Annotated in this window: 16 protein-coding genes and 1 pseudogene; 5 read left to right on the top strand and 12 right to left on the bottom strand. The window is 41.6% G+C overall.

All coding sequences use genetic code 11. The features are described from left to right. Positions 1-32: 32 nt before the first annotated feature. The 7 genes from RRG12_RS24600 to RRG12_RS24570 form a co-directional block, all read right to left on the bottom strand. A complete protein-coding gene (locus tag RRG12_RS24600; RefSeq protein ID WP_420760974.1) occupies positions 33-1,574 on the bottom strand; it encodes a phytoene desaturase family protein in 1,542 nt (513 codons plus the stop codon). 145 nt (positions 1,575-1,719) lie between these two features. Continuing rightward, complete coding sequence (locus RRG12_RS24595; protein WP_420760973.1) at positions 1,720-2,853, bottom strand: tetratricopeptide repeat protein; 1,134 nt, start codon at positions 2,851-2,853, stop codon at positions 1,720-1,722. Between the two features lie 67 nt (positions 2,854-2,920). Beyond that, complete coding sequence (locus RRG12_RS24590; RefSeq protein ID WP_420760972.1) at positions 2,921-5,062, bottom strand: caspase family protein; 2,142 nt, start codon at positions 5,060-5,062, stop codon at positions 2,921-2,923. Between the two features lie 233 nt (positions 5,063-5,295). Next, the gene (gene sat, locus RRG12_RS24585; RefSeq protein WP_420758488.1) at positions 5,296-6,474 is read right to left on the bottom strand and encodes a sulfate adenylyltransferase; all 1,179 of its coding nucleotides are present in this window, start codon (positions 6,472-6,474) and stop codon (positions 5,296-5,298) included. A gap of 3,216 nt (positions 6,475-9,690) precedes the next feature. Next, positions 9,691-10,407: a pirin family protein gene (locus RRG12_RS24580; protein WP_069073473.1), complete on the bottom strand. Its 717-nt coding sequence runs from the start codon at positions 10,405-10,407 to the stop codon at positions 9,691-9,693. Between the two features lie 413 nt (positions 10,408-10,820). Further along, positions 10,821-12,374 carry a cation:proton antiporter gene (locus RRG12_RS24575; RefSeq protein ID WP_420758489.1) on the bottom strand — a complete coding sequence of 518 codons (1,554 nt, stop codon included), beginning with the start codon at positions 12,372-12,374 and terminating at the stop codon, positions 10,821-10,823. Positions 12,375-12,416: 42 nt separating this feature from the next. Then, complete coding sequence (locus RRG12_RS24570; RefSeq protein ID WP_420758490.1) at positions 12,417-13,418, bottom strand: DUF389 domain-containing protein; 1,002 nt, start codon at positions 13,416-13,418, stop codon at positions 12,417-12,419. Positions 13,419-13,624: 206 nt separating this feature from the next. On the opposite strand from RRG12_RS24570, the gene RRG12_RS24565 reads away from it, so the two are divergent. Continuing rightward, complete coding sequence (locus RRG12_RS24565; protein ID WP_420758491.1) at positions 13,625-15,190, top strand: cation:proton antiporter; 1,566 nt, start codon at positions 13,625-13,627, stop codon at positions 15,188-15,190. A gap of 129 nt (positions 15,191-15,319) precedes the next feature. Here RRG12_RS24565 and RRG12_RS24560 read toward each other — a convergent pair whose 3' ends face one another. From RRG12_RS24560 to RRG12_RS24545, 4 genes are all read right to left on the bottom strand, one after another. Next, the gene (locus RRG12_RS24560) at positions 15,320-15,757 is read right to left on the bottom strand and encodes a hypothetical protein (RefSeq protein WP_420758492.1); all 438 of its coding nucleotides are present in this window, start codon (positions 15,755-15,757) and stop codon (positions 15,320-15,322) included. Between the two features lie 7 nt (positions 15,758-15,764). Then, complete coding sequence (locus RRG12_RS24555; RefSeq protein ID WP_420758493.1) at positions 15,765-17,201, bottom strand: cytochrome c; 1,437 nt, start codon at positions 17,199-17,201, stop codon at positions 15,765-15,767. Positions 17,202-17,231: 30 nt separating this feature from the next. After that, positions 17,232-18,698 (bottom strand): cytochrome c, encoded by a 1,467-nt coding sequence (locus RRG12_RS24550; protein ID WP_420758494.1) that lies wholly within the window; start codon positions 18,696-18,698, stop codon positions 17,232-17,234. A 65-nt stretch (positions 18,699-18,763) separates the two neighbouring features. Next, positions 18,764-20,221, bottom strand: a complete 1,458-nt coding sequence (locus RRG12_RS24545) for an NADH:flavin oxidoreductase (protein ID WP_420758495.1) — start codon at positions 20,219-20,221, stop codon at positions 18,764-18,766. A 604-nt stretch (positions 20,222-20,825) separates the two neighbouring features. On the opposite strand from RRG12_RS24545, the gene RRG12_RS24540 reads away from it, so the two are divergent. The 3 genes from RRG12_RS24540 to RRG12_RS24530 all read left to right on the top strand — a co-directional run bounded on the left by RRG12_RS24540 (position 20,826) and on the right by RRG12_RS24530 (position 25,610). Further along, positions 20,826-22,835: a hypothetical protein gene (locus tag RRG12_RS24540; protein ID WP_420758496.1), complete on the top strand. Its 2,010-nt coding sequence runs from the start codon at positions 20,826-20,828 to the stop codon at positions 22,833-22,835. A gap of 232 nt (positions 22,836-23,067) precedes the next feature. Next, positions 23,068-24,540 (top strand): lipase/acyltransferase domain-containing protein, encoded by a 1,473-nt coding sequence (locus RRG12_RS24535; protein WP_420758497.1) that lies wholly within the window; start codon positions 23,068-23,070, stop codon positions 24,538-24,540. Between the two features lie 278 nt (positions 24,541-24,818). Then, complete coding sequence (locus RRG12_RS24530) at positions 24,819-25,610, top strand: SDR family NAD(P)-dependent oxidoreductase (RefSeq protein WP_420758498.1); 792 nt, start codon at positions 24,819-24,821, stop codon at positions 25,608-25,610. A gap of 140 nt (positions 25,611-25,750) precedes the next feature. Here RRG12_RS24530 and radC read toward each other — a convergent pair whose 3' ends face one another. Then, a complete protein-coding gene (radC, locus tag RRG12_RS24525; RefSeq protein ID WP_420758499.1) occupies positions 25,751-26,482 on the bottom strand; it encodes a RadC family protein in 732 nt (243 codons plus the stop codon). Between the two features lie 171 nt (positions 26,483-26,653). Here radC and RRG12_RS24520 point away from each other — a divergent pair. Then, positions 26,654-26,950, top strand: a pseudogene (locus RRG12_RS24520) (hypothetical protein); the annotation flags it as partial.

The raw sequence follows: 26,950 nt of genomic DNA, 5'->3' as shown, positions 1-26,950 counted from the left end.
CCATTCTGAATTCTGACTCCTGTTTTATCAAATTAAATGCACTTGATATCCTGAAGCATGGCTAAATGCTTCTTAACAGGTGCAAGGGTATTTGCAGCAATCATCCCACTGGCGGCGACTGCTGGTAAACCAATGCCGGGAAATGTCGAGTCTCCACAGCACATCAATCCTGGTAGAGGTGTGCCAGGGCCAGGAAACATACTACTTCCAGCCTGAATTGCTGGGCCATAAGAACCTTGGTGACGACGGAGATAACGCTCGTGGGTTAGAGGTGTACCAACAAGTGTGACTTCACAACGAGAGCGAATATCTGGAATGATTCGTTGTAGCGCTTGCCACATTACTTCTGCACGCGATCGCTTTTGCTCGGCATATTCCTGGTTTTTTCTATCCATTCCCTGCCAGATAGAGTATGGCTCATTACCAGGAGTATACACATGAATCACGTGTTTACCCGGTGGTGCTAGAGATGGGTCGAGAATTGAAGGGATTGATATCACCACGACATTCTGAGGTGCTGTTATGCCCAATTCCCAGTCATTAACCACGATGTAATGACACCGCAAATCTGACTGTAATCCTTGAGCATCAATACCTAAATGCAGATGCATGAAGCTATCACACTCAGGTGTCGCCTGTCGTTTAGTGCGGTAGTTTTTGGGTATTGCCTTTTCTGGTAGTAGCTTCAGTGTGTCCCAAACCGATGCATTAGAAATTACTGCTCGACGCGCCCGAATTTCTTGGCGATCGCGCAGACGCACACCCACCGCACGATTCCCTTCTACAAGCACTTCCTCCACATGAGCGCCCAGCATCAGCTTCCCGCCGTGACGCTCCAATCCTTGTACAAGGCTGTCAACTAAAGCACCACTACCACCAATGGGATATTCAAGTACTGCGTCTGGTCGATACCAGTCCGCAAACATAAATGCTACCTCTGCGCCACTAGTGCCATCTGCGGGTAGCCCAGAAAGCAGAAAACACAGCAAATTCAGCCAATTTCGGGTAAATGGGTCTTTAACAACGCCATCCATAATTCGGCTAAAGGGGCCCGTCAACTTGATGACATCTGTCAGATGTTTTGCCAGAGATGGGGCAAATGGGGCTACAGTTCTAGCTGCACCCAAATCAAAACGTAATGCGGCTGGTGGTATAGAAATTGCTGCACTAGCGAATGGTTCCATAACGCGCTGGAGTTCTTGCCATTCGGTAACAGCATGATTACCACGCAATTTCATCAGCACTTCAGAAAATTGCTCGGCACCAACCGATGTGTCAAAGTCACCTTCTGGTAGACAACAACCCCAAGTATCGTAGGTTACGCATGGTAGTTCAGAGCCAATTGCATCCAATACTTGTTTTAGGGGATTGGTAGATGGGCTGTAAGACAGTCCAGAATAAAGGGACGGGCCTGAGTCAAATTTGAACCCATTGCGCTCAAAGCTGTGGGCCGCACCACCAGGGATGGAGTGGCTTTCGCAGACTATTACATCAAAGCCATACCGTGCCAAAAGAGCAGCACAACTTAAACCGCCAATACCGCTACCAATGACAACTATATCTGTGTTTTGCATATTCTTATTCTATGTTTAAGTAAGTGGGCAAGAATAAAATACAGCAGTTGGCTTTTTAAGTGATGTACAAAATGCAGGACTTACAAATCAGATATAAAGATGCCTACTCTTGTAGATAAACAGATAGATTGCAGGCTGCCAAAATCTAACCTGCAAGTATTTTCTGAAATCGTTCGTCTGCTCGAATTAGATCAAATTCAGAATTATTTTTTGCAAACTCTCGATGTTGATCGCCTCTTAATCTAATTGCCTGTGTCAAACTTTCAATGGCTAAATCACGCTCATTTTTTAATGCATGACAACGGGCTTTATGACCCCAAGCCCAATGAAAATCAGGCTGAAGTTCTAAGACTTTATCATAAGAAGCGATCGCCTCATCATATCGTTGTAATTTTCTAAGCGAATTACCGCACCCAAACCAAGCTATATAGTTATCTGATTGGATAGCAATTGCTTTTTGATAAGATAATAATGCCTTTTGATAGTGTCCTAATCTTCTCAGCGCCCAACCATGATTTACCCAAGCAAGAAAAGAATTAGGTTCTCTCTGAATAACTTGATCGTAGCAAGCTAATGCATCCTCATACCTACTTTCAAAAAATAAAGCATCTCCTTGTTTCAAATAATCATTGGCAGTGAAAAATAAATGAGTATTTCCAGCCTTTAGTATTTCTAGTTGTGCTGTTAATTCTTGGATTTTTTGCTGAATTTCTGGGTGGACATAATAATCTTGTGTTAATGAAGGAGAAGGTGTTAATCCAGAAAGCTGCTGAAGAATTTGTTCTTTATGGTTTTGAGCATCTAAAAATAGATTATTTAATTGGGATAATTGCCCTAAAAAGTCTGACTTTAATATTTCTAGCTCTTGCTTAAAATCTTCTGTTTGCTTTTTTACTTCTGCCGCGACTTCTTTTTCCAGTTGTGTTTTTACTTCTGTCTCTAATTGTTGCTTTGTTTCAGCTACTAATTCACTAACTACACTACGACGCAGCAGCCAAACACCGGCCGCTGCTAATATTGGCAAAAAAGTTAATACAATTAGCAAAATGTTGAGTAGGGTTGTGCTGTTACCAAAAGCCCGGTCTACTTCAGATTGGACGCGATCGCGTATCTCTTTTTCTTGCTGTAGTTTTTCCAGTTCCTTTAACTGTTGAATTGAAATTGTCGCATTGGACTGAGGCTGCTTTTCTGAGCCAGTTGGCTTTGGTTGAGCAGCAGCAACACTGCCAGATAGTAAGACGAGTGACAACACTAACCCTACCTGATTATTGATTTTCATGAAACTTTATTACGTGTTAACACAGAATATATAGTTACATACACAACTAAGTTAATGAATTCCATGTTTACACCACTTGAAAACTAAAGCTAAGACTTGCCCAATTATTCACATCCAAGATATATGAGTCGGCTGCTGTGCCATTCATCTCCGTTTTGAGGAGACTGGCGTTATGTAGGTCTTGTAGCAACGCTTGTGCAACATCCAAGGAATTCAACAATGGGTTAATTGGTTGTTGTTCTGTGGAATACTTAGCAGTGTTCAAAGCGGCGATAGTTCCGCTAAAAGGGGCTGTACTAAAAATCAGCTGTTGTTCGCAAAAGAAAGCTGGCGCACCATTAGTTTGGGGCAGGGTGAGGGTTTCACCTGGGGCGATGACGACTTCTTTGAGAAGAGGCTTGGTATCTTCAGTGTTTGGTTCTTGGGGAGTTTCCCAAGAGTAAAAGGCAACTGCTGTATGATTATTCTTTAATCCTAGCAAGATTAAATATACTGGGCGATCGCTCTGATTTTCCACTCGATATTGCATTTGACTACCAATAGGGACAATGGGAGTGGGGAGTGATTTTTTAATCGGAGTTTCAGTTTTGAAAGCTCGTACTGTTTCGCGCTGCATGACGACGCGAGGCGATATTTTACTAATTATTTCTAAAGTTACCTTGAGAGGCAAGCGAGAAGAACCTTGATTTTCTGTGAGTCGCCATAACTTGGCTGCTAGTAAGGTTGATAATTTTGGTGCTAACTTTTGCGCTGTTAATTTTACTGCTTCTCCTACTTCCCCCGTGGTATTAGGAATTAGCTCGCCACCAAGAGTAAATAGACCATAACGACTAGGGATTTCCTGTAGCTTACCAAATATATAATCAGCCGATTTTTCTCCTGCTACTACGGTGGACACATGGGAAGATGCGGCAAAGGCGCTTGTGGCGTCTACCCGCTCAATTCTTTCCAATCCAGTATCCAAAGCTATTGTTAAATTAATATTTCGGGGTAAAACCCGGACTGCTTCTTGGACGAGTTGCCCGACTTGTAGGGAATTTGCGCCTTCAATTTTGGAAATTTGCGCTTTTGCTGTTAACCCAGTCCGCGATCGCAATATTAATTGCTCTGTTGTTGTTGCTAAGGTAAATCGAGAATTCACTCCGTAGTATGGCAGCACTTGTGGCGGTAATCCTGCCAACCACAGATGGACTGTTTTGCCGTCTTCTTCAATGGCTGTCACTGCGCCTTCTGCACCAATAATACTCTCTGGCAAACCTAACCCCCCAGCCCCCTTCCCTTGTAGGGAAGGAGGAGAATTCAAAGCCTTTCTCTTCTTAGGAGAGAGGTTTGGAGAGAGGTTTTCCAGATTCCCTGGTTGTTGTCTGCTACCCAATTTGAATAGAGAATTTTCCACATGGGAAAGGGCGACTTGAATTGTGCTGGCTGGGGTGAATTCCCACAAATACTGTGTCAAAGCGTAGGTAAATAACCCGGCACTAAAACCAGAAAAGAGTCCTTCCCTTGCCGGCTGCTTTGGTTCTGAGGTAGCTGCTAAAACAATCGGAGTGCTTGGTAAATTCTGAGTTTTGAGTTGTTGGAGAAAGTCAAGTTCCTCTGCTGCTAACTTTGCCACTGACTCCTGAAGGGCGCGACTTTTTAATCCTAAGATTGTGCTAGGAGCATCATAGCTAGTATCTAATACTGCTGTTACTCGGTCTGTGGGGAGCGATCGCAATAATAGCAGTAGAGTTTCTTCTAATATATAGTTGACTATTTTCTCATTTTGTGTATTTATAATTCCATTAGCTGCTACCAGAGCATTTTGCATTGTCTCTGGCGATGTTTCCAATTTGACTCGACTGCCATAACCGCTAAAGTGGAAGACGACCATATCACCGGGTTTAGCTTGCTTGCCCAGGTGATGTAAAAAAGCCGCCTCAATGAATTCCCTACTAGCTTCTTCCTCAGTTAAGGTGAGGATATCTGACCCTTGGAAACCAAAGCGATGAATCAAAAGTTCTCTTTGTAGTTCCACATCCGTCAGACAACCACTGAGGGCTGGAATTTTTGGGTATTGGTTAATACCTATTAACAATGCCAACTTACGCGGACTGGGTTGTGCCAAAGCCTGATAATAGCGATTTCCTAAAGACAACCACTCAGCTTCAGTTATCCCCAATACCGCGAGTATTGAGCCAATTCTCTCTAAAAACGTGCGACGTTTCATAATTAGCTATCAGCCCTCAGCTATTCAGTTAGCAGCTTACAGGGCTGAACTCTGTATTGTAAAGTTACAAAAACCTGGGGAGCAGGGGGCAGGGGAGCAGGGGGGCAGGGGAGCAGGGGAGCAGGGGAGCAGGGGAAAATTCTTAACACCTAACTCCTAACTCTTCACTCCTAACTCTTAACTCAGCACTCAGCACTCAGCACTCAGAACTATTTTGCCCAATGCCCAATTCCCTAAACCGGTACTTCTATCCGCATTGCCCGTGCCAACTCTGCTGCTACCTCTGGGCGAGAAAATTCTGGTGGAGGTAACTCACCGCGCCGCAGCATTTCTCTAACTTTTGTCCCTGATAGGTGAATGCGTTCTTCTGGCCTGCTGGGACTAGTTTTAGATGTTGCCATCTGCTTAGTGCGCGTGCAGTAGAAAGCATGTTCAAATTTCATTGGCACAATGCCTAATTCACTTGGCGCAAACTCTTCAAATATATACTGAGCATCGTAAGTGCCATAATAGTCACCTACACCAGCATGATCCCGTCCAACAATAAAGTGAGTACAGCCGTAGTTTTTGCGGACTAAAGCATGGAATATGGCCTCACGAGGCCCAGCATAGCGCATTGCGGCTGGATTTATTGCTAAAGCTACCCGATCTAAAGGGTAGTAATGTTCCAGCAAAATTTCATAGCAACGCATCCGCACGTCAGCGGCAATATCATCTTCTTTTGTCGCCCCGACTAATGGGTGCAAAAATAGACCATCAACAGTTTCTAAAGCGCACTTTTGAATATATTCATGGGCGCGGTGGATGGGGTTGCGTGTTTGAAAGCCGACGATGGTTTTCCAACCCTTTTCTCTAAACATTTGCCGTGAGGCGGCTGGATCAATTTGGTAAGTGGGAAACTGGGGATGAGGTTCGCGTTGCAACAACCAAATGTCACCCGCCAGATTTACAGTACCTTGGTTATAGAGTACCTGCACGCCTGGATGATTGACATCATCAGTGCGGTAGACATTTCTTGCTTCGCGGGTTTTGTCGTAGTGATATTTTTGGGTGAGTTGCAAAACTCCGATAAATTCCCCTCTGGAGTTATCGAGACGGATTAAGCCACCTTCTGGCAGCGGAGAAGCTACTTCTTCGTTTACCGATAGTGTAATCGGGATTGACCACACAAGACCGTTAGCTAATCGCATTTCTGTAACAGTGCGATCGTAGTCTTCCTGGTTCATAAAACCCGTGAGTGGACTAAAAGCACCGATCGCAATCATTTCTAGATCAGATACGGCGCGATCGTCAAGTTCTACTCGTGGCAAAAAGTTAGCTTTTGATAGGAACTCTGCTCTTTGTTCTGATGTGGCGATACGGTTAACCAACTGTCCACCGTGGGGGGCTATGGCATCTGGATTGTGACTCAACGTAATCCCCTCTTTGCTTTTACTGTTATTGTTTCAGATTATGTACTAACTTATCAAATGCTGGTACGTAGAGAAAAATAGTTTGGGTATATAGGGGGCTGGGAACTGGGTTCCTCCCATTTTGACTCTGGAGGGAATGGCACTAAGAAAAGATACAGCCCTTGTTCTGACTGGTTCCCAGCCCCCAGGCTGGGAATCCATTCTGGGAGGTTTCGGCTATTGTTTGCGTAAGTCCTAATTTCTTGGAAGTTCCTAAATAAAAAGCCCCTGGTCAACACCAGGGGTATCCATCTTTATTCCCTACATATTAGGATCGCATCTGTGAAGCTATAGTAAATCCGTAGTCATGCAATTAACGCATAACATTGATGATTATTTTGCAAGCTATGCTTCGATAGGAATTTACCCAGTGTCATGAATGAGAGCGATGGCTACGACGAGCTATTCGGTGTCGTTGATCAAACAAAATTCAGGAGTCAGGAGTCAGAATTCAGAATTCAGTTGGGTATTCTGTATGACTGGCGGTGCTTCGTAGCGTTAGCGAGTCTTCTCCCAAGGGGAGACGCCAAGGGCGAACGAGCGTCGCGTCTTTATTCTGACTCCTGTTAGCGGTAGCGGGGCGTTTAGCCCATTCTGACTCCTGAATTCTTCCTCAATTCTCGTCACTTGCTTAAAAAAAGGTTTAGCACCCAGCTAAACCTCTATATATTTAGTGCTTAAGCAGACATCCCAGATTAATTTAGACCCACTCTTGCTTTAGTTCATCTTCCTATAGACTGTATCCAAATATCCTGAAGACTTATACGCCATTACCTGATTATTAATAATAAAAGGCTTGGTTAAACCAAGCCTCTATATATACCAAGCATTTACTACACCAAGATTAATTTAGACTGACTCTTACTTTAGTTCATCTTCCTATAGGCTGTGTCCAAATATTCTGACATCTGATATAACATTTCCTGGTTACTTGTAAAAAAAAGGTTTGGCTGTGAACCAAACCTCAATAATTGCTGTGCTTAACAACGTACTAAATTAATTTAGTTCTACTCTGTTTACAGATCATCATCCTAGAGGATGTGTATAAATATTCAGGCATCTGGTATTCAATCACTTGGTAAAAATATTGACTGGTTTATTTAAAAAATACATAAAAATATACCTAAAGAATGAAAAAAGCTTGGTTTCAAATAACCACGGAGTGGTACGAGAGGCTTTGTCAACGAACGGGTCTATCTATGTTCAATTTACCGTTACTCTAATGAGAGTTTATCTTTTGCTGATCGAAGCTTTTATAAAAAAAGACCCTGGGTATTACTCCAGGGTGCATACACGTTTTTCAGGCATTAACAGGCTGAATAATAACTCTGTAAAATAGTTATTTCTACTATCCATAGAACGATACAAATATTTATCTATATATGGTATTGGTACTTTTTTGTTGCTTAGTCTATTATAGATAGTATTTTTTAATACTAAATAGATAAATTGGACGATATTTTCTACTTCTCTAGTATCAGTTCCAATATTCTGTGATCTGATATTAATCTCTTATTTACATTAAATATAAAGATTATAGGGTAAGTATTTTACTTGTTGTTTCTACGTTTCACTTACTTGATGCTACTCACGAAAAAGGCATGGCTAAAAGCCACGCCCTATATATACCAAGTGTTTACCATACCTAGCTAATTTAGAATTACTTTGATTTCAGTTCATCTGTCTCTAGTGGGTTTACAAAAATTCTCCAAAGTGTTGGCAAATCAAGAATTAATTGCTATAAAAAAGTCTGCATTAAGCGAAATATTAATCTAATACCAGTGCTTTATACAATTTACATTAAATTATACTTAATATAGGAATCCGCTTTGATTTCTGAACGAATTTGCGTAGACAGGCAATAGGCAATCTTGCTACAGGAAAGAAGGCTTCTTAGTTGTACTGAGTTTTTTCAGAAATAAAATATGAGTCCTATAGGAATTCATGTTAAATAACTTTGGGGGTTTAAGTCCCCAGCAAGACAGGCAGCCCGTTTTGGGTCGGGGTCTAAATCCCCGGATGCTCGCAGACTCGCTAACGCAAAACGTAATTATTTTAGCGTAGCGGTAGCGAGTCCGCATTCGCTTTTAGCATCTCGTAGAGAGTGTCATTGCGTTAGCGTTCGCGTAGCATCTCGTAGAGAAGCGGGGCGTTAGCAAGAATGCGAATTGCGAATTGTTTTAATAAAAAAAACTTGTTTTATCACCAAGCCTTAGAGGATTTTTGAAAAGTCTAATTTATTACTTTTAGCTGCAATTTTCAATCACGCCTACACAGGCAAAACATGCCTTGGTAGGTTAAAAAGCATTATTTTTATATTAGTATATAGAGATGTAATTTGTTTTTGTGGTAGCGAATTATATTCGCACAATACTTTTCAAATATCCTTTTAGCTCGACTTTATCCAAAATTAAGAACTCGGTTGCTGTTAGGGAGCATACAAATATTATAAGAATCCTTATCAAACGATAATGGAAGCCATGAAAAAGGTTTAGCACTAAGCTAAACCTCCATAGAAAGCAGTTATTCGACACACCAGAATTAATTTAGAGCTACTCTTCCTTTTGGTCATCTTGCTCTAGGATGTGTACAATAATTCTAAAACATGATACGTATTGATATTGCCATTTTGGCAAGTGATTAAACCTCCTTTAGATAGATAAATAGTTAAATATAGTGAATTAAAAATAAAAATTGTCACATTTAAAATTAGCATACAGCAATGGTGTAGGAATCCGCTTTGATTTCTGAACGAATTTGCGTAGATAGGCAATAGGCAATAGGCAATAGGCAATAGGCAACAGGCAACAGGCAAGAAGGCTTCTTAGTTGTACTGAGTTTTTTCAGAAATCAAATATGAGTCCTATATAACTTAATAAATATAATTGAAGAAGAATTCAGAATTCAGGAGTCAGAATTCAGGAGTCAGAATCTAATCAGTTGGGGATTCAGACCAGCGATTGAATTGTTGCACCACCAAATCTACGATTTGGTGGTGGTATTAAACCCGGTTATTCAGACGCGACTCGAAAATACTCGCTCTAAGCGAAGCCATGCCCATGCTGTTCGCGTTAGCGTCTCTGAAAGAGAAGGCTTTACACTGCGCTATCCACCAGTCATACAGAATACCCAACTCCCGGATTTCTCATTTGTGAGAAATCCAGGTTAGGTGGAATATTAGCCCAAATCGAAAAGCAAGATTTCGCCGCCGATGTTGGTGCTAATTTCTAGCTGTTCTTCGCCGTTGATCTGCACACCATCGCCGGCTCTGAGTTCTTCACCATTTAAGTTGACTATGCCTTGGGCTACTTGTAACCAGGCATAGCGATCGCTTTTGACTTGATAATTAACAACATCACCTGACTCTAAAACAGATGTATATAACTCAACATCTTGGTGAATTGTCACAGCACCATCGCGCCCATCCTTAGAGGCAATTAAGCGGAGTTTACCGCGCTTTTCTTCGAGAGGAAAAGCTTTTTGTTCATATCTTGGCGTTATTCCTTCTCGATCGGGAAGAATCCAGATTTGTAGCAGGTGCAGTGGTTCTGTTGGTGAGGGATTAAATTCGCTGTGGCTGATTCCAGTACCAGCGCTCATAATTTGGGCATCACCAGGACGAATCACCGACCCAGTACCCAAACTGTCTTTATGCTCTACAGCACCTTCTAAGACGTAGGTGAGAATTTCCATGTCACGATGACTGTGGGTAGGAAATCCAGCACCAGGGGCGATGCGATCATCGTTAATCACTCGCAGAGAGCGAAATCCCATGCGGTTGGGATCGTAAAAACTACCGAAAGAAAATGTGTGATAACTATCGAGCCAGCCTGTTTGAGCGTGGCCGCGGTCATTGCGATCGTGAATTAAGTGGGTAATTGTATTTTGAGACATAAGTTTACCTCGTTGTTAATTGTTTTTAGAAGAATTTAGAATTGAAAGTTTAAAGTTCTGATTGATTAGACCTAATTTGTAACTATTTAAATAGTAAAGTATATACATATAAAATGAGAAGTACGCACTTAAAAGTGGCGTACTTACCAAAAAGATACTGTGAGATTTGACAGCGGTTTTCAATTGAATGGAATACACTCTTTAAAAACTAAATTACTGTAATTTTAATTTTTCAACAACAAGATTAGCTACTAGGGTGTCTTAATAACAATTCTGCATGAAGATGCACATTATAAGTCCACCCTTGGGAAAGTGGGACAGCGTAGCCAATGGATGAAAAGTGCTGTTAGCAGTAGCGGGGCTAAACGCCCCACTATTGCTAACACAACTGTTTTGACCAATGCCTCATATCCTTAATCATCTTCTAATTTCAGTAATTGTTCATCAAGAGTTTGTATCCGCCCACGCACAATTTCTTCTGAGAGAATTCGCTTCCGCATTGCCTCATTGAGCGCTCCTTTTTCTGCCAGCAGTAAACGTCGGCGAATAGCTTCCAGTTTACTGCTCTTGCCACTTCTACCTTCTACCTCATCAGGACGACGATTATATAGTTCCCGCAGTATTTTTTCTGCACTGGCAATTCGCACTTGATAAGCTGAACGCATCTCTTCATAAACGGCTTTTGGTAACACCCCTGATTTCAACAAACTATCTAATTCATCTTGTGCTGCCTTACCCGTCATTAACTGGGCTTGCAATTCTTCAACCTGTTGTTGAGCTTCTGAAAATTTAGATAATTTTAAGCGTTTTACCACCCAGGGCAAAGTTAAGCCCTGTCCCACTAACGACACCAGCACACAGCCGAAGACTATAGCTATCAAGACTTCTCGCCCTGGTAGAGTAGTGGGTAAGCTCAAAGCTAGAGCCATTGAGAGTGAACCTTTGATGTTGCCTAAAAACAGTAAATGTTGCCAGCGCAGCGGAATTGGGCGGTCAATCCAACGAATCCCTGCTAGTAGCGGATAGACTGTAAGAACTCGTCCGACTTGATAAGCCAAAACTGCAAGTAGAATTGCAGGTAAAGTTCTCCAGAGCGTTACTAGGTCTATTTCTACACCAATCAACAGAAAAATAAAGGTGTTGACGGTAAAACTGGCATATTCCCAGAAACTTAACAAGGTGATGCGACTAGAAGCAGAAGTATTGCCAGAAAGCCCTAAATTCCCGAAAATTAATCCCGCAACAACTACAGCCACAGCACCCGATACACCGATAAATTGCCCAGCCTGAAAAGTTCCTAATGCAACTGCAACTGTCAGTAGAAGACTGCTAAGAGCATCATCTAAACGGGCGAATATAGGTATACTCAAGTAGCCCAAGACTAACCCCACAACACATCCCCCTAGAGAGATAAATAGTAGTTGTTGGATTCCCTCTAAAAATGTGAGTGAGCCTGTTGAATATACTTGCAAAATCAGGTTGAAGGAAACTAGGGCGGCTGCATCATTGAATAGGGTTTCTCCTTCAACGATGGTGGAAAGCCTTGAGGGAACTGGTATCTCCTTGAATACAGCAATCATGGAAACTGTATCAGTGTTTGCCAGAATTACTCCTACAAATAACGCAGGTATCCAACCCAGTCCCAGCCCAAATTTTAAGAGGGCGGCAATAATCGCGCTAGAAAGTATAGCCCCTGGCCCAGCTAGTAGGGCAATTGGTTTAAAGGTGCTGCGTAGGCGGCTGACATCTGTATTAATACCAGCTTCAAAGATGAGAATTGGTAAGAAAAGATTCAATACAAGGGTTGGATTTAAACCAATGGGCCGAGATAATAACTCAGTGATTGGCAAACCTGCTAATACTAAACCTGTGACATAAGGGATTCGCAGCCGTCGGGACAGCAAAGCTACACCTGTAGCAACAAGCAAGAGAATAATTGAAACTTTGACTAATTGAGTTACATCCACTATTGCATTCTGGAAAGTTATCTTGACTTTACATTAGCAACTTCAGGGCGTTGGTTCAGAACGTCGAATTTCCTCCACTTGACCAACTTCAAAAATGAGAGTGAATGGTTGCCCCATCTCTCGTTCGATAAATTCTTCTAATAATTCTACTTGCCGGGGTGTGACAGGTTCCCTTGCCCGGACACTCAAACGGACTTCTGGGGGATTTGTCAACCAATTGGTATTACTGTTGAGTAACTGCAAGCGTCCAAAAGTGACAGTTCGGTTTAATAATGCCCGTCGTAGACTATTTTCCAGTTGTGCCTGTCGTACAAGTCTGGCAAAACTTACTCCCAAGGGAATTACCAAAATAGCCGTTAAAGCCATAGTCCAAATTAGGGGTTGACGGGCCCGCGCCATTGAAGTGTAACCTACTACCACGAATGTCACCATACAGGAGAGGGCGATACCTAACAAGTTGGTGAGATAAAGTAGGGTTGCCCCGAAACTCAGTGACCAATTTCCCTGTGCCAAGCCTAAGCCAATGACACAAATGGGAGGCATGAGGGCGACAGCGATCGCAGTTCCCGCTAAACTAGTAGAGATTTTCGTCTCAACTTTTGCGTAGCCACTGATACCACCAGCCGCTACCGCAATTCCCAAATCTAATAATGTTGGTCTTGATCTAGCCAGGATCTCGCTACCGTAGCTGGGCAACCCTACTAGCCAACCCAGAGTCCAGGCGATCGCTACAGCTAATATAGTGCCCACTGCTACAGCAATTATTCCCTTACGGAATAATGTAATATCTGCCTGCAAAGCACCAAAAGCTAACCCGCGAATCGGCAACATTAGAGGGGCAATAATCATCGCGCCAATAATCACAGCCGCACTATTAGACAATAAACCTAAAGTAGCGATCGCACAGGAGCTAATAATCAAAATTATGTAAGCTGAGTCTAGAGTCGATTCTGCCAGCAAGTCTGTTTGTAGCTGTTGGAGTTGTTCTGGGTGAGAACCCCGACGGCGGAAATTTTTAAAGCGGTCTCGAATGTTATTACTCAAGACCTTCCTCCTAAATGTTCGGTTAACTGTAAAATCTTCATTCTCTGCTAATTAAAGTCTTAAATTGAATTGGTGTCATCTGAAAATAGTCATATCTAAGTCTGCCAAACATACAAAATTCACGGCTTCATTCTGAATTCTGAATTCTGACTCCTGACTCCTGAATTCTGTTTCAATAAATGCAAAATTATACCAGGAATTTACTTATGGTACTTGAATCCGCGATCGCTGAAGAAGTGATTACAAACAATCTCAAGCAGTTTTTACTGGTACTTTCGGTATCTCTAGGTGTGGCGACACTACCGCAGATATTTAGCTGGTTTCGCAATATCCCTTACACCTTACTACTGGTGATTGTTGGGTTAGGTTTGGCGTTGGTGGATGTGCGTTTAGTAACCCTTTCCCCCGAATTAATTTTGTTCATTTTTTTACCACCGCTGCTATTTGAAGCCGCATGGAATTTGAAATGGTCAGAACTGAAGCGGGATTTAGTGCCAATTTGCTTGTATGCAGTGTTTGGGGTGTTAATTACAATAGCAGGAGTAGCGATCGCTCTCAATCAATTCGTTGGTATTTCCCTAACTACAGCTTTACTCATCGCCGCCAGTCTATCTGCCACTGACCCGGTTTCTGTCACCGCTTTGTTCCGCCAACTCGGTGTAGGTAGTCGTCTTACCACCTTAATGGAAGGTGAAAGCCTATTCAATGATGGCATGGCTGTAGTTGCCTTTAGTTTTTTGGTGGCGTTATCTTTGGGAACTGTGGAATTGGAATTCCAGCCAATTTTATTGCAGTTATTTACAGTTGTTGGCATTGGTGTAGGGGTAGGAGCTTTCATTGGATTTGGGATTTCCTATCTCACCCAGCGCTTCGATTTACCCTTGGTGGAGCAATCCTTAACCCTAGTTTCCGCCTACGGCACTTACCTGATTATCGAAGATTTAGGCGGTTCTGGGGTAATTGGGGTTGTCACCACAGGTTTGATTTTAGGCAACTTTGGCTCTCGTATCGGCATGAATCCCCGCACTCGGATTATTGTCTCCGAATTTTGGGAATTTTTGGCGTTCTTTGTTAACTCGATTGTCTTCTTACTAATTGGCGACCAAATACGCTTTGCTAGTTTAGGCGAAAACCTGCAAATCATAATGGTGACAGTGGTAGCAATGATTTTGATGCGAGCAGTTGCTATTTTGATTCTCACCAAATTTAGTACTAGCATCACCAAATCGGACATTTCGTTACCAGAACAAACTATCCTCTGGTGGGGTGGGTTACGTGGTTCCGTCTCCATTGCCTTGGCATTGAGTGTACCAGTAACATTACCAGAGCGAGAAAAAATCATTGCAACGGTATTTGGAGTAGTTTTATTTACTCTACTTGTCCAAGGGTTAACCATCAAACCATTGCTAGAGAAACTCAATTTGCTAGGTGATGCACCCTTACGTGAGCAATATTTAGAATTCGTTGCCCGTCATGTTGCCTTAGAACGCGTTCTAGAACATCTCCAGGCAGACAAACGCCCAGGTATTGACCCAGAGTTTCGTCGTTATCAAGAGACACTAATCAAAGGTGAACTTGCAGATTTACGGATAGAAATTGACAAATTACAGGGTGAATATCCCAATCTTCAGAGCTTTACAACAGAACAATTTCGAGGAGAACTGCTGGCAATTGAGGCAGATACTTATGCAGAATTTGTCAAATCTGGTCGGTTAAATAAAGAATTAGAATCTATGCTTGAGGGTGTTTTGCCGAATCAAAAAGAAGGTTGACTTCCAATACTGTTCGGTTAAGGCAAGAGACGCGATAAATCGCAGTCTCTACAAAAGACTAATTATTGTAGAGACGGCGATTTATCGCATCTTTGTGATCTAAAAATTAGTTCCACCTAACAAGCAACTTCAAGTTACTTCTTTGTAGGTAGACCCGTCATACTTTAAAACATCGTTATCCGGCGTAGAAGCTTGAGGTTTGTTGAGCATGGTCAGTATCAACAGTGGTGCTTGGAACAAGAAAAATACCAAGTCGATAATCCCGAAGACGGGATAAACATTGGGGTAAATAAAGAAAAAGAAGATCACTCCTTGCGATCGCGCAAAGATCGCTAGTACCGCATTAGATGTGTAGCGGTACGGGTCATTTCCTCCCGGAATGTAGAACAGCGACAGCAGAACCACTAGCAAGCCAGCAAACGAAGTCCATACCGGGTCTTCGGTAGGTCTTTGGTGGAGTAATTCCAGCAACCAATTCGGTGCGAAGATAGCGGGTATACCCATCACGCAGTTTTGGATAACACCTAACCAGACGAGCGCCCGGAACCAAACAGCATATTTGTTCATAACTTGGTTACAAAGTTTTTAAGTATTCGACTAATGCTTGTTTATCTTTGACAGGTAAATTAGTGCCATAGATATGTCCTTGGTTACTATTACCAGGAACGCTAATGTCATATTTAAAACCTACACGTTGCGCTTCTTCTCCTTCGGAAATAAAGCCAACTTTGTTCTGGTCATAGACATCAAATCCTCGATAAAAAGATTGGGGACGATTCTCCGGTTTTTCTAACAAGTCTTGTAGGGATGGCACCGAACCGTTATGGAGATAAGGCGCTCTTAACCAAAGACCATCAAGAGAGACAGAAACATAACCATTGGTCTTTCGCAACTGGTTGAAGTCCCAAGCATAACCATCACCAAATTTGTTGTAAGTATCTGCTGCTTGCTGCGTCCACATATCTAGACGGTGGCGGTCAGTTCCCACTTCTTCAACAGGAATCACCTTACCAGTCCTTTCGCCGCCAAATGCATGACAAGATGCACAAGTACTGCTAAAAATCGCTTTTCCTTGTGTAGCTAGTTGCTCATCAACTGCAAACGGATATTTAGGAGGCGGTAATTCCGAAATATAATCTTCTACTCGTTGGAGATCCTCTACTGGTAGAGACTCTTTAGTTGCACCGTCACCAATCGCTCCAGTCTGCACCGTTTCTCGCAGCGAAGTTTCTAAACCATCCCAATGCAGGGCAAAGTTTTGGTGTTGCTTTTGATTCCACAGAGGCATCATATCTGAGTTACCAATGGTGTCATCTTTAGGCAACTTTAAAGTAGTAAACTTCACAGGATTAAACGGGTCAATTCTACCTGGCCCCCAATTAGGACGAGAATCAGTCCAAGCAAAGTCTGCACTTTGTTGCAGCAGCCCTTTTTTTGTTTGGGGAATAATTATAAAACGATAAAGCAGGTTTTCTAACCAGCTAAACTCATGACTATATTTGATTTCATCAAGTATATAATCCGGTTCAAATCTGGGGTCACTAGCAGCGTTACCGAGAAAGCGGATATAGCCTTGAGAATCAAATCTATTAGCAGGCCCAGCTGCAATAATTGTTGGCTTATCTTTGAGGTTTTCTCGATAAGTAGCATGATGACAAACAGCACAAGTTATTCCAACTCTGGGAAACCCAATTGTTTTTTTAGAAAAACCGACTGGTAGCTCTTTACCTTCTTCCCAGGTAATTCCCAAAGAAGTATAACCGCCTGGGCCTGGTAGCTTATCGGGAAATATGCGTGGTAATACTAACCAAATCCAATACGGTACACCTTGCGCTTGTTCTGTACCAATAGAACCATATTTAAAATGATCCTCCGGTAACTCATAAACTTCGCTAGGAACTTCGCGGAAAAGGTTGTACCATCCCACATAACCCACAACCCCAAAAGCAAGGATAATAACTACAACAATTGAGGTGATTATTTTCCCTAATTTTGACTTAAGTATTGCCATAAACTTAGGTTTTTCTCGCTAAAAGATTTTTCAAAGTTTCTTCATGTACTCAACGATCGCATCTTTTTCTTCTGGGGAAAGATCAACGCCGTATAAGTGACCGCTATTACTGTTACCATCAAGTTTTGTATCAAACTTGAAGTAATTTTTACCATTTTCTTCGGCTACATCAGAGACAAAACCAACTTTTTCTCTATCGATAACGTCGTAGCCCCGATAAAATTCTTGTGGTCTGTTCTCTGGTTTTTCTAGTAAATCCCGTAAGGTAGGGACTGAACCATTGTGCAAATAAGGGCCGCGTAACCAAACACCATCAAGAGGCATATTCGCATAGCCATTAGTCTTGCGAAAATTCTTAAAGCGCCACGGATAACCTGCATACAGCGTATTTTGGTTAGAGATGGTTTCATAAGTAAATGAATCTAGGCGATGAGGGTCTGTAGCAATTTCTTGAATTGGTACAACTTTGCCTGTATACGCACCACCAAAAGCGTGACAACTAGCGCAATTACTTTCAAAAAGTGGTTTTCCTGTAGCCGCTAAAGTTTCGTTAACTTCATAAGGATATTTGGGTGGTGGTAGTTCCCACAGCCAATCAGCAACTCTCTGAATTCGAGGCAAATCAATTGTTGTGGGTGTGACTCCAGTTCCTAAGGCTGCACTCTTATTACGTTCATCAACAGATGTGTTATTACCATCCCAATGTAACTGCAATCCCTCGCGGGGTTTTTGATTCCAAATTGAGGGGAAATCAGAAGTACCAATCAGTTCATCTTCACGCAATTTATCCATTGGGAAATGGAATTGAATTGCTTTATAAGGATTAAAAGTATCTACTCTTCCTGGCCCCCAATCTGGTTGTTCTTCCACAAACTTAAGTCGATATGCCTGATTAATTAGTGCATCTCTAGTTTGGGGAATTGCAATGAAGCGATAAAGTAATTTTTCAATGGGATTAAGACCACCACTAATTTTTTCAATTTCTGGTAACATCCGGTTAGCAGTAAAGCGCTCATCCACACCAACTGCTGATAAAAATTTGATATATCCCTGCAAATTCAGCACATTAGCAGGCATCGTAGTCATGACTTGATGTTCACTATTAGGGGTATCTCGCAGTGTCCCTGTATGACATACTGCACAATTCAACCCAACTCGGTCAATAAAGACTCTTCGTTGCGAAAAACCTACAGGTAAATCTTTGTCAGGTTCTTTGATAAATCCCAAAGAATTATAACCTTGTCCGGGTAATTTATCTGGGAATAATTCTGGTAAAACTTTCCAAATCCAGTAAGGGATGCCATTGATGGGTTCGCTGCCGATTGAACCATATTTAAAGTGGTTTTCAATATCAGCATAATCCACTGGGGAGTTAGATAAAACAGGCCAAAGGAAAAATACTGCTACTGCTACAATGCCTACAATCACCACCCAAATCCGCTGAAATACTCCCTTAATTGAGGTCGGAAGTAGGGTAGGGTTTGTTTGTTCAGTCATGAAACACTCCCCATATTGTCGAGATTATCTGTAAGCGAAATTGTCAATGTGATACCCATCGCTTTTTATTTAGATGAATTGGCAAACTGAGTTGGATGAAAAACTGACATTACTTCTTCCATCATCTCTTCATAGCTATTGAAGCGATCCTGCTCGTAACAACCCAAGGGATTTTCAATTACATTCAACAGACATTTATTACAATAAGTACATGGTTTATCTGCTAAGTCTTTACCTTCTTGAAAAGATTTAACTAAGTAATTGTTAGCAATTAGGGTACGAGCCATTGTGACACCATCACAATACTGATCATTAATTGCTTGACGAATATATGAAGCTTGCTGTAAACCACCAGTGCATAATACGGGAATATTAACGTGCTTTTTAATCTCTCTGGAATCTAGTAAGTTTCTGCCTTGGTTCTCTATTAATAACTGCTTAATTTTGGGATCTTTTACATCATTGCCACTAAATGCTTGAGGAGGTAATTGCTTTTTCACACGGTTCCATAAAAGATTGAAAATTGGATGCAGAAATGATTTGCGAAATAAAATGTAGTTGCGTGTGGTTTCAACGCCACTCGACAACATCGCATCATAAGTTTTAGTAATAACATCAAAATTAAAATCACCAATGGGATTGAGTGGGTGAGGAAATAAGCTACCAGTTGATACATGGATGCCATCAGCCCCAGCTTCTTCTGCCCATTTACAAACTTGGATAGAATCTTCTATGGTATTACCTGGTTTTTCCCAAAAGGTGACGGCGTTGTTATAGTCAACGGCACTAATTTTAAATTGCAGATGAAAGTCATTACCTACTTCTTTACGAATTGCTCTAATTACATCTAGCAGAAACCGCGCTCGATTCTCTAATGAGCCACCATATTCATCTTGGCGATCGTTAATTCCAGAACTGAGAAATTGGTTAAAAAGATATCCATTCGCACTGTGCAGTTCTACTCCATCTAAACCTGCTTCACGGGCCCGTCTAGCACCATCGGCAAAGTATTGGATTGTTTCTTTAATTTCTGCTAGTGTCATCGCTTGACACAAAAATCCGTGAAATGGCTCAGTTTGGCTAGTGGAACTTAAGGCTTTTTTTCCTAAGTTTTCTACACCAGCAATGTCCTGCTGTCGCCCCGAATGACTTAATTGCAAGATAAATTTACAGTCATATTCGTGGACTTTTTCTCCTACTTTCCGCCAAAAAGGAATGCGTTCATCACAGTCAATAGTGGCATAATTGGGCATAATTCTTCCCCGGATGGCGACTGGTACAAAGGAAGTAATAATAGCCCCTACACCACCACGAGCAAACTTTTCTTCCCAGTTGATTCGGGCTTGGGTTCCTGAACCATCATAGTTATCCCATCTTCCAGAAATACTAGAGCGAAAAATCCGATTTTTTACTGTGAGATTACGGAATCTCAATGGTTCAAAGATAATATCGTTTTCCATCTGTTCCTCTGTCTTTTGTGTTTTTTCGGCAATAAAATTAGGTGTCAGAATTTTTCGTAGCACGAATAGCCTCGCCAGAGAATTATGATTTCTAATGTCTCTGGGAGGGTAATATTTTATCTCTACAAATCTACAGTGGAGGTTTTCGGATGCGAAAGCTAAGTATTAAGTTTTTGTTACTTATATTTTCCTACCAAGTTTCAGCATGGATGTTTATCCTTATTGGTTTTTACAGTTATATAAAGTCTTTTGCAGTTTGTAAACCTACAAAATAAACAAACAAAATCTTAAGAAAAATGAAAACTTTCGTCTTTATTTCTCTTAAAAGGTTAAGTCAACCTTAAGATTAGCTTCTAACAATTTGTTACAAACTTAACCAAGTACCTAGGGAATGGATATAACCATAGCAAATTGGTTATTGAACACCATTGTAAGTTTACAAATTTTTAAATTTTTGGTTTAAAAATGTATAAAAGTTTATTGATGACGTTTTGCAAACTTGTGTAGTAAGTTCATATATAACTAACCTCAGTAAGGTACATTTAAAATCATCAAAATATCCCAAGACTAAATCTGGAAAATGGGAAATTAGTGATGAAGTATTAGTGTACCTCTGCAAATGTGAGGTGCTGTGGAGAAGGTTTAGGTCTTACAAAGAAAGAGTTTTATGAAAAAGACAAGTCTAATTTTTAAGGGCTGTCTGCTCCTGCTATTCGTGACTATGTTTATAGTCTGCGGCTTTTATGGAACGCCTACAGCTTTAGCTGATGAGTATAGTGAAACACCTACGTCCATAAGTACTAGCCATTCAGATGCGGGTGTATCTGAATACCCTGATAACTGTGAGGGTATCGGTTATCTCCCAGACTACAAAATAGAGAATTTGACAGATGCCGAGAAACGGGGCCGTTGTACTTGGTACTTATGGACTGGCGGTAACGCTAAGTACTATCGTGATTTAGCGAAGCGGACACATGGCGGTGTTGATCTGCTAAAGCTGATTGATTCGCGTGTGCATGATGAACGATTCCAACGCTATGGCGCTATTAACGATCCTGGATGTGAGAAAGCAACAACACCAGATGAATACGGTTTGTGGCTAGATAAGTGCAAAGATCCACTTTCAACTGGCGTTATCGGGTTGCGTAAGTTCCAAAACCCCAACTTCGACTCGGCAAAATGGAACTCTGTTGAATATGCCAAAACTTCACAAGTTGAGCCTCCATACGTAATTGGGCAGTCTTGCGCCATCTGTCATGTAGCGTTAGATCCTCTCAACCCACCCAAAGATAAGGAACACCCGAAATGGGAAAATCTTGTAGCAGCATTGGGTAATCAGTACATCAAGGAAAGCAAATTATTTGCATCCAGCGTTGGGGCAAATAGTTTTGTTAAGCAAGTACTTGACTCTCAAAGGCCGGGTACATCTGATACTTCTCGGATTGGTAACGATCACATCAACAATCCGAATGCGATCAATGCCATTTTTAATTTAGGCGATCGCCCCACATATCCAGAAGTAATGAACGATGGTTCAATCAAGGATGTCAATCATATTCTCAAGGATGGTGCAGACTCTACAGGAGTGGCAAATGCCTCACTACGCGTCTACGTCAATATTGGGATGTGCGGCGATTACTGGACGACTCTCCATGAACCTTTATTAGGCAGAACTCCCCAAAAACCTTTTGATATCGAAAAGGCGCGGAAGGAGTGCGAAGGCTGGAGACAGACAGAAGCACGCATGGCTGATGCCGAAGCATTCTTGAAAACCATCAAGCCGATGCACTTGAAAGATGCACCGGGTGGTGAAGAGTTATTGACCAAAGACGAAGAAGTTCTCAAACGTGGCAAACTGGTTTTTGCTAGTACTTGTGCTGGTTGCCATTCCAGCAAAAAGCCACCTGCTGAAATTGCTGCTGACTCCGAACAGGCTCAGAAATGGTATGAAGAATCTGTACTCAGTAGTAATTTTCTCGACCACAACTTCTTGTCTGATGACCAGCGTTATCCAGTTACACTAATTGGTACCAATGCGGCGCGATCGCTAGGGACAAATGCTACTAAGGGGCATATTTGGGATCAGTTCTCGTCTAAAACCTACAAAGAACTACCGTCACCAGGTAATTTGACGCTGTACAACCCCTTCGATGAGAAAAAACCCATTGAATTTAAAATACCAGATGGCGGTTTGGGATATTACCGCACACCTTCGCTAGTTAGTATTTGGGCAACAGCACCACTTCTGCACAACAACACACTAGGACTTTACAACGAAGATCCTTCAGTGAAAGGACGTGTGGAAGCCTATACGGATGCTATGGAAAAGTTGCTGTGGCCTGAAAAGCGTGAAGGAATTATCAGCAGGACATCTCAAGATACTAAATTAGAGCTTCCTCCAGGAGATCCAAATCCGAGATTTAGGATTCCTATTCCTAAAGGTACACCTGTGAATTTGCTGGCAAGCATCAATATTAGAGAGGCGATTACATCTCTCAATCTCAGCAGCCTTTTCCAAGACTTGAAACCGGGCGGTGGAATCAAAGGTAAATTAGCACGTGTGCTTTTAAGAGCCAACAAATCTCCCGACTTCGTTGAAGATGAGGGTCATTATTTTGGCTCAAATCTGCCAGATGAAGATAAGAAAGCCCTAATTGAGTTTGTGAAAACTTTCTAAGACAAATTGTCTGGATGCTGCACTCGTTCCCATGTTAAATATGGGAACGAGCAAAAATATTTATCGAACAGAATTCAGCAATGTTTTCTGTGTGAGTGGCGGATAGCGCTGGCGGCAAGCGAGTCCACGATAGCGTAGCGGTAGAGAGGAACCAGCGTCGCGTCTTGATTCTGACTCCTGACTCCTGAATTCTGACTTCTGAATTCTTCTTCAATAACTAGTGAGGATATAGATGCAGTATTTACCAATAATCTTTGTTCGTGGATATGCAGGGACACAAAAAGATGTTGAACAAACAGTTAACGATCCATTTTATGGGTTCAATAGTGGTTCAACACATATTCGAGTAGACCAGAAAGAAAATCCCCAAAAGTTTGTTTTTGAGAGTCCATTGCTGCGGCTAATGACTGATCATGGTTATCAACCGATTGTTGACAATCAGAATGTGAGCAATCAGATTAAAAGATTGTCTGGTCAACTTCATAAAACTATTTGGATCTACCGATTTTATGATGTAACTACACCTAGTTTTGGCTCCTCAAGTGTAGTTCGTCAGGAGATGGAGGAGATAGCTAAGGGTTTAAGAAACTTGATCCAAAACGTTAAGAAAACGACGGGTGCAGACAAAGTTTATCTTGTCGCCCACTCAATGGGAGGCCTTGTTTGTCGAAGCTTGATTCAAAAGATTTATCCAGAAAAAGGTGAGCAAGCTGCCGCTCACATTGATAAATTCTTTACCTACGGTACACCTCATGGTGGCATTTATTTTGAAGTCGGAAGTGGCTTGCTGGAAGAACTGAGGGACAGGTTTCAATTGAATAATTCTGATGATTTTGGCCCTCAGCGGATGTACCAGTATTTAACACCTTATGTTAAGCCAACCGATAAGTTACCTAATAATTTTCAACTAGAAAAGTTACAAAGTATAGAGAATGCATTTTCGCCAAGCCGCGTCTTTTCTCTAATCGGCACTAATGCACATGATTATGAAGAGGCTTTGGGTCTTTCACGAAAGGCTGTCGGGGTGAAAAGTGATGGTTTAGTTCAGATTGATAAAGCCTACATCACAGGATCTCATCGTGCATATATTCATCGCGCTCATGGTGGACGTTATGGTATATTAAACTCGGAAGAAGGTTATCAAAATCTGCAACGCTTTTTGTTCGGTGATATTCAGGTGAAACTGTCTCTGAGTAATGTCGATTTAAAAGAACAGAACAAGAATTTTTATCAACTAGAAACTAGGGTTGCTTTGCGTGGTCTTCCTACTCCTATATATGAACAAGCGATCGCTCATTATTGCCCAATCACACAAGAGTTAACCAGAACAGATAAACCCGTTCCTCTATTTACAGCCTTTTTAATCCCAAAAAACTCAGCTAGTGATAATAATGTCTGTAGATATGCCCTGCGTTTAGCACTACATTCTTTCACAAAACAAGAGACAAATTGGTTACGTGACAGTCATCTCGACCAAGTGCCTTTGTGGACTGACTATCTAATTACTGACGTTGTCGCAACAGATGGTACTTATGAGGCTAAATACAGTTGGAATTCCGTTGAAAAAGAGCCAGTAACGAACTTAAATCCCACTTCAGAATCCAGTTCAAATGTATATGTTGCATACGTTCCCTTACCTGAACGTGGCCAAAGAGTATTAGGCCAAAATGTGGCAGTCCGCTTGGAAATTTCACGGTGGCAATAAATTACAGCAGAATTCAGGAGTCAGAATTCAGAATTCAGGAGTTAGAATTCAGAAGTAAAATATCTGGCTTTAAGACTTAGCTTGTGTACTTCACTAATTTTAAATCTGCTGTAAGTAGTAGTGTGAGGAATGCTTGTTGTGTAGTCAGTGATTAGTTTAAATTAATTAGCGCTTTTTAAGTATTGTAAAGAGAGAATAATTAAGGTTCAAGAGCGTTAGGTTAATAATAGCTAATAACTAAATGATTCATTGTTTAAGCTGTTAACAAAGAAAAAATTATGCAGAGTAATCGCAAACAAACGGCTCTTATTACTGGTGCATCTGGCGGCATCGGTTATGAATTTGCAAAGTTATTTGCTCAAGATGGTTACAATCTGGTGTTGGTAGCTAGAAGCGTGGACAAGCTGAATAAAATCGCCGATGAATTTAAAAATAAATTTGGCATTGTTGTCAAAGTTATTTCCAAGGATTTATCAAATCCATCAGCCCCAGAAGAAATTTTCACTGAGCTAGAACAAGCATCTATCAGAGTTGACGTGCTGGTAAACAATGCTGGTTTTGCTACCTATGGATTATTTAACGAAATTGACCTGAATGCTGAAATGCAAATGTTACAGGTTAATGTTTTATGTCTCACACATTTAACCAAATTATTCCTAAAGGGTATGGTGAAGCGGGGGTCTGGAAAAATATTAAACGTGGCTTCGACTGCTGCTTTTCAACCAGGGCCGCTGATGGCAGTATACTACGCTAGCAAAGCTTATGTATTATCGTTCACAGAAGCGATCGCAAATGAGTTAGAAGATACAGGTGTTTCTGTAACGGCGCTTTGTCCAGGGCCTACCGAATCTGGTTTTCAACAAAGAGCCGCAATGGAAGACTCAAAGCTAGTAAGCGGTCAAAAAATTATGACTGCGGAAACAGTAGCCCAAATCGGCTATCGTGGTCTATTAGAAAACAAAACTGTTGTAGTTCCTGGAATTAAAAATAAGCTCCTTGCTGAATCTGTAAGATTTACTCCCAGAAAGCTAGTGACTAAACTAGTCAGAAATATGCAGGAAAGCAAATAAGTTTTACCATAGCAATCCTAAATCAAACGCGCAGAAACAAGATCCCGGACTTTTTAAAGAAGTCCGGGATCTGCGTGTTGCAATTCTCACAAGTCTTTAATTACGAATTACGAATTACGAATTACGAATTACGAATTATTTTAATCCCCCTGCGGATGCTCATCCCAAAGGGTTGTCACTTCCCGTAAACTCTGATGATTGCCATTGCCCAAAATCAGATGATCTAGTACCGGAATGCCCAAAAGCTGTGCCCCTGCTAACAACTGACGCGTCAATTCTATATCTTCCTGGCTGGGTTCAAGGTTCCCAGAAGGATGGTTGTGGGCAACTATTACCCGCGTTGCGCCTTGGCGAATAACTTCCCGAAAAATATCACGGGGAGAGGCTAAGGTTTCCGTTGCGGTACCAATGGTAATTACTTGCGTACCCAATAAGCGATTCTTGACATCTAATAACACCACTGCAAAACGTTCTTGTATTTGCCACATCAAATCTTGACTAAGGGTAGCAGCAGCAGCAAGTGGGCTATCAATTAATGTGCCATCATTGGGTCGAGATTGAAAAGCACGTTTACCCAATTCAATTGCTGCTAAGATACTTGTCGCCTTTGCCGGGCCAACACCAGAAATTTGCATTAACTCAGCAGGGCTAACTTCTCGCAGAACTACCAAAGGATCGCGTTGGTGTTTGGCTAATTCGCTCAAAATATATTGTCCCAAACCCACAGCAGAGAGTTTTCCCGGCCCTTGACCGGTGCCTAGAAGAATTGCGATTAACTCCGCTGTGGCTAAAATTTTGGCACCATGCGTCATTAATCGTTCACGCGGACGCTCATTTGTAGGTAAGTCGGCAATTCTGAGGCAATAGGTCATAGGAAACTAAGAAAATAGTCACTAAAGATGTAACTATCTTTATTTATCCCTTGTTTGCTCTCAAAAACATCTTTATTTGAGAAAATCTTTAACCTTGGTCAGTTTCTATGGGTAATCTCATTTGCAACCTTCAAAGGGAATACTAAAAATAAGATGATTTAGGCGATCGCTATGTTCGATGATTTATTCAACAATCTCAAAGGTTTTATTGACTCTAAAATTCAAGAAGTCGGTAACGATCTGCAAAAACGCTTCGGCGTTCCCGAACCCGCAGAGCCATTTGTGCTGATTCGACGGTTCACCCCTGCGGAGTCCACTGTGACAAAGGGCTGCATTGCAATTGTTGGAGAAAGCTGGCAAATTGAAGCTTATGACGATAATACTCAGAGCTTTCTAACTAATAGTACAGATCCTTTGCGCAATGTCATCTTATTTGTAGTTGCAGAATCCGATGTGCAAGCGTGTGTT

The sequence above is a fragment of the Nostoc sp. CALU 546 genome, assembly GCF_048836525.1.
Note: the sequence above shows the minus strand (reverse complement) of the source record. Positions and strands in the feature narration are given on the sequence as shown.

What these genes read in the sequence shown, in the direction of transcription:
- RRG12_RS24600 (WP_420760974.1), bottom strand. Translation starts at nt 1,574, where the DNA reads ATGCAAAACACAGATATAGTTGTCATTGGTAGCGGTATTGGCGGTTTA.
- RRG12_RS24595 (WP_420760973.1), bottom strand. Translation starts at nt 2,853, where the DNA reads ATGAAAATCAATAATCAGGTAGGGTTAGTGTTGTCACTCGTCTTACTA.
- RRG12_RS24590 (WP_420760972.1), bottom strand. Translation starts at nt 5,062, where the DNA reads ATGAAACGTCGCACGTTTTTAGAGAGAATTGGCTCAATACTCGCGGTA.
- RRG12_RS24580 (WP_069073473.1), bottom strand. Translation starts at nt 10,407, where the DNA reads ATGTCTCAAAATACAATTACCCACTTAATTCACGATCGCAATGACCGC.
- RRG12_RS24565 (WP_420758491.1), top strand. Translation starts at nt 13,625, where the DNA reads ATGGTACTTGAATCCGCGATCGCTGAAGAAGTGATTACAAACAATCTC.
- RRG12_RS24560 (WP_420758492.1), bottom strand. Translation starts at nt 15,757, where the DNA reads ATGAACAAATATGCTGTTTGGTTCCGGGCGCTCGTCTGGTTAGGTGTT.
- RRG12_RS24555 (WP_420758493.1), bottom strand. Translation starts at nt 17,201, where the DNA reads ATGGCAATACTTAAGTCAAAATTAGGGAAAATAATCACCTCAATTGTT.
- RRG12_RS24550 (WP_420758494.1), bottom strand. Translation starts at nt 18,698, where the DNA reads ATGACTGAACAAACAAACCCTACCCTACTTCCGACCTCAATTAAGGGA.
- RRG12_RS24540 (WP_420758496.1), top strand. Translation starts at nt 20,826, where the DNA reads ATGAAAAAGACAAGTCTAATTTTTAAGGGCTGTCTGCTCCTGCTATTC.
- RRG12_RS24535 (WP_420758497.1), top strand. Translation starts at nt 23,068, where the DNA reads ATGCAGTATTTACCAATAATCTTTGTTCGTGGATATGCAGGGACACAA.
- RRG12_RS24530 (WP_420758498.1), top strand. Translation starts at nt 24,819, where the DNA reads ATGCAGAGTAATCGCAAACAAACGGCTCTTATTACTGGTGCATCTGGC.
- radC (WP_420758499.1), bottom strand. Translation starts at nt 26,482, where the DNA reads ATGACCTATTGCCTCAGAATTGCCGACTTACCTACAAATGAGCGTCCG.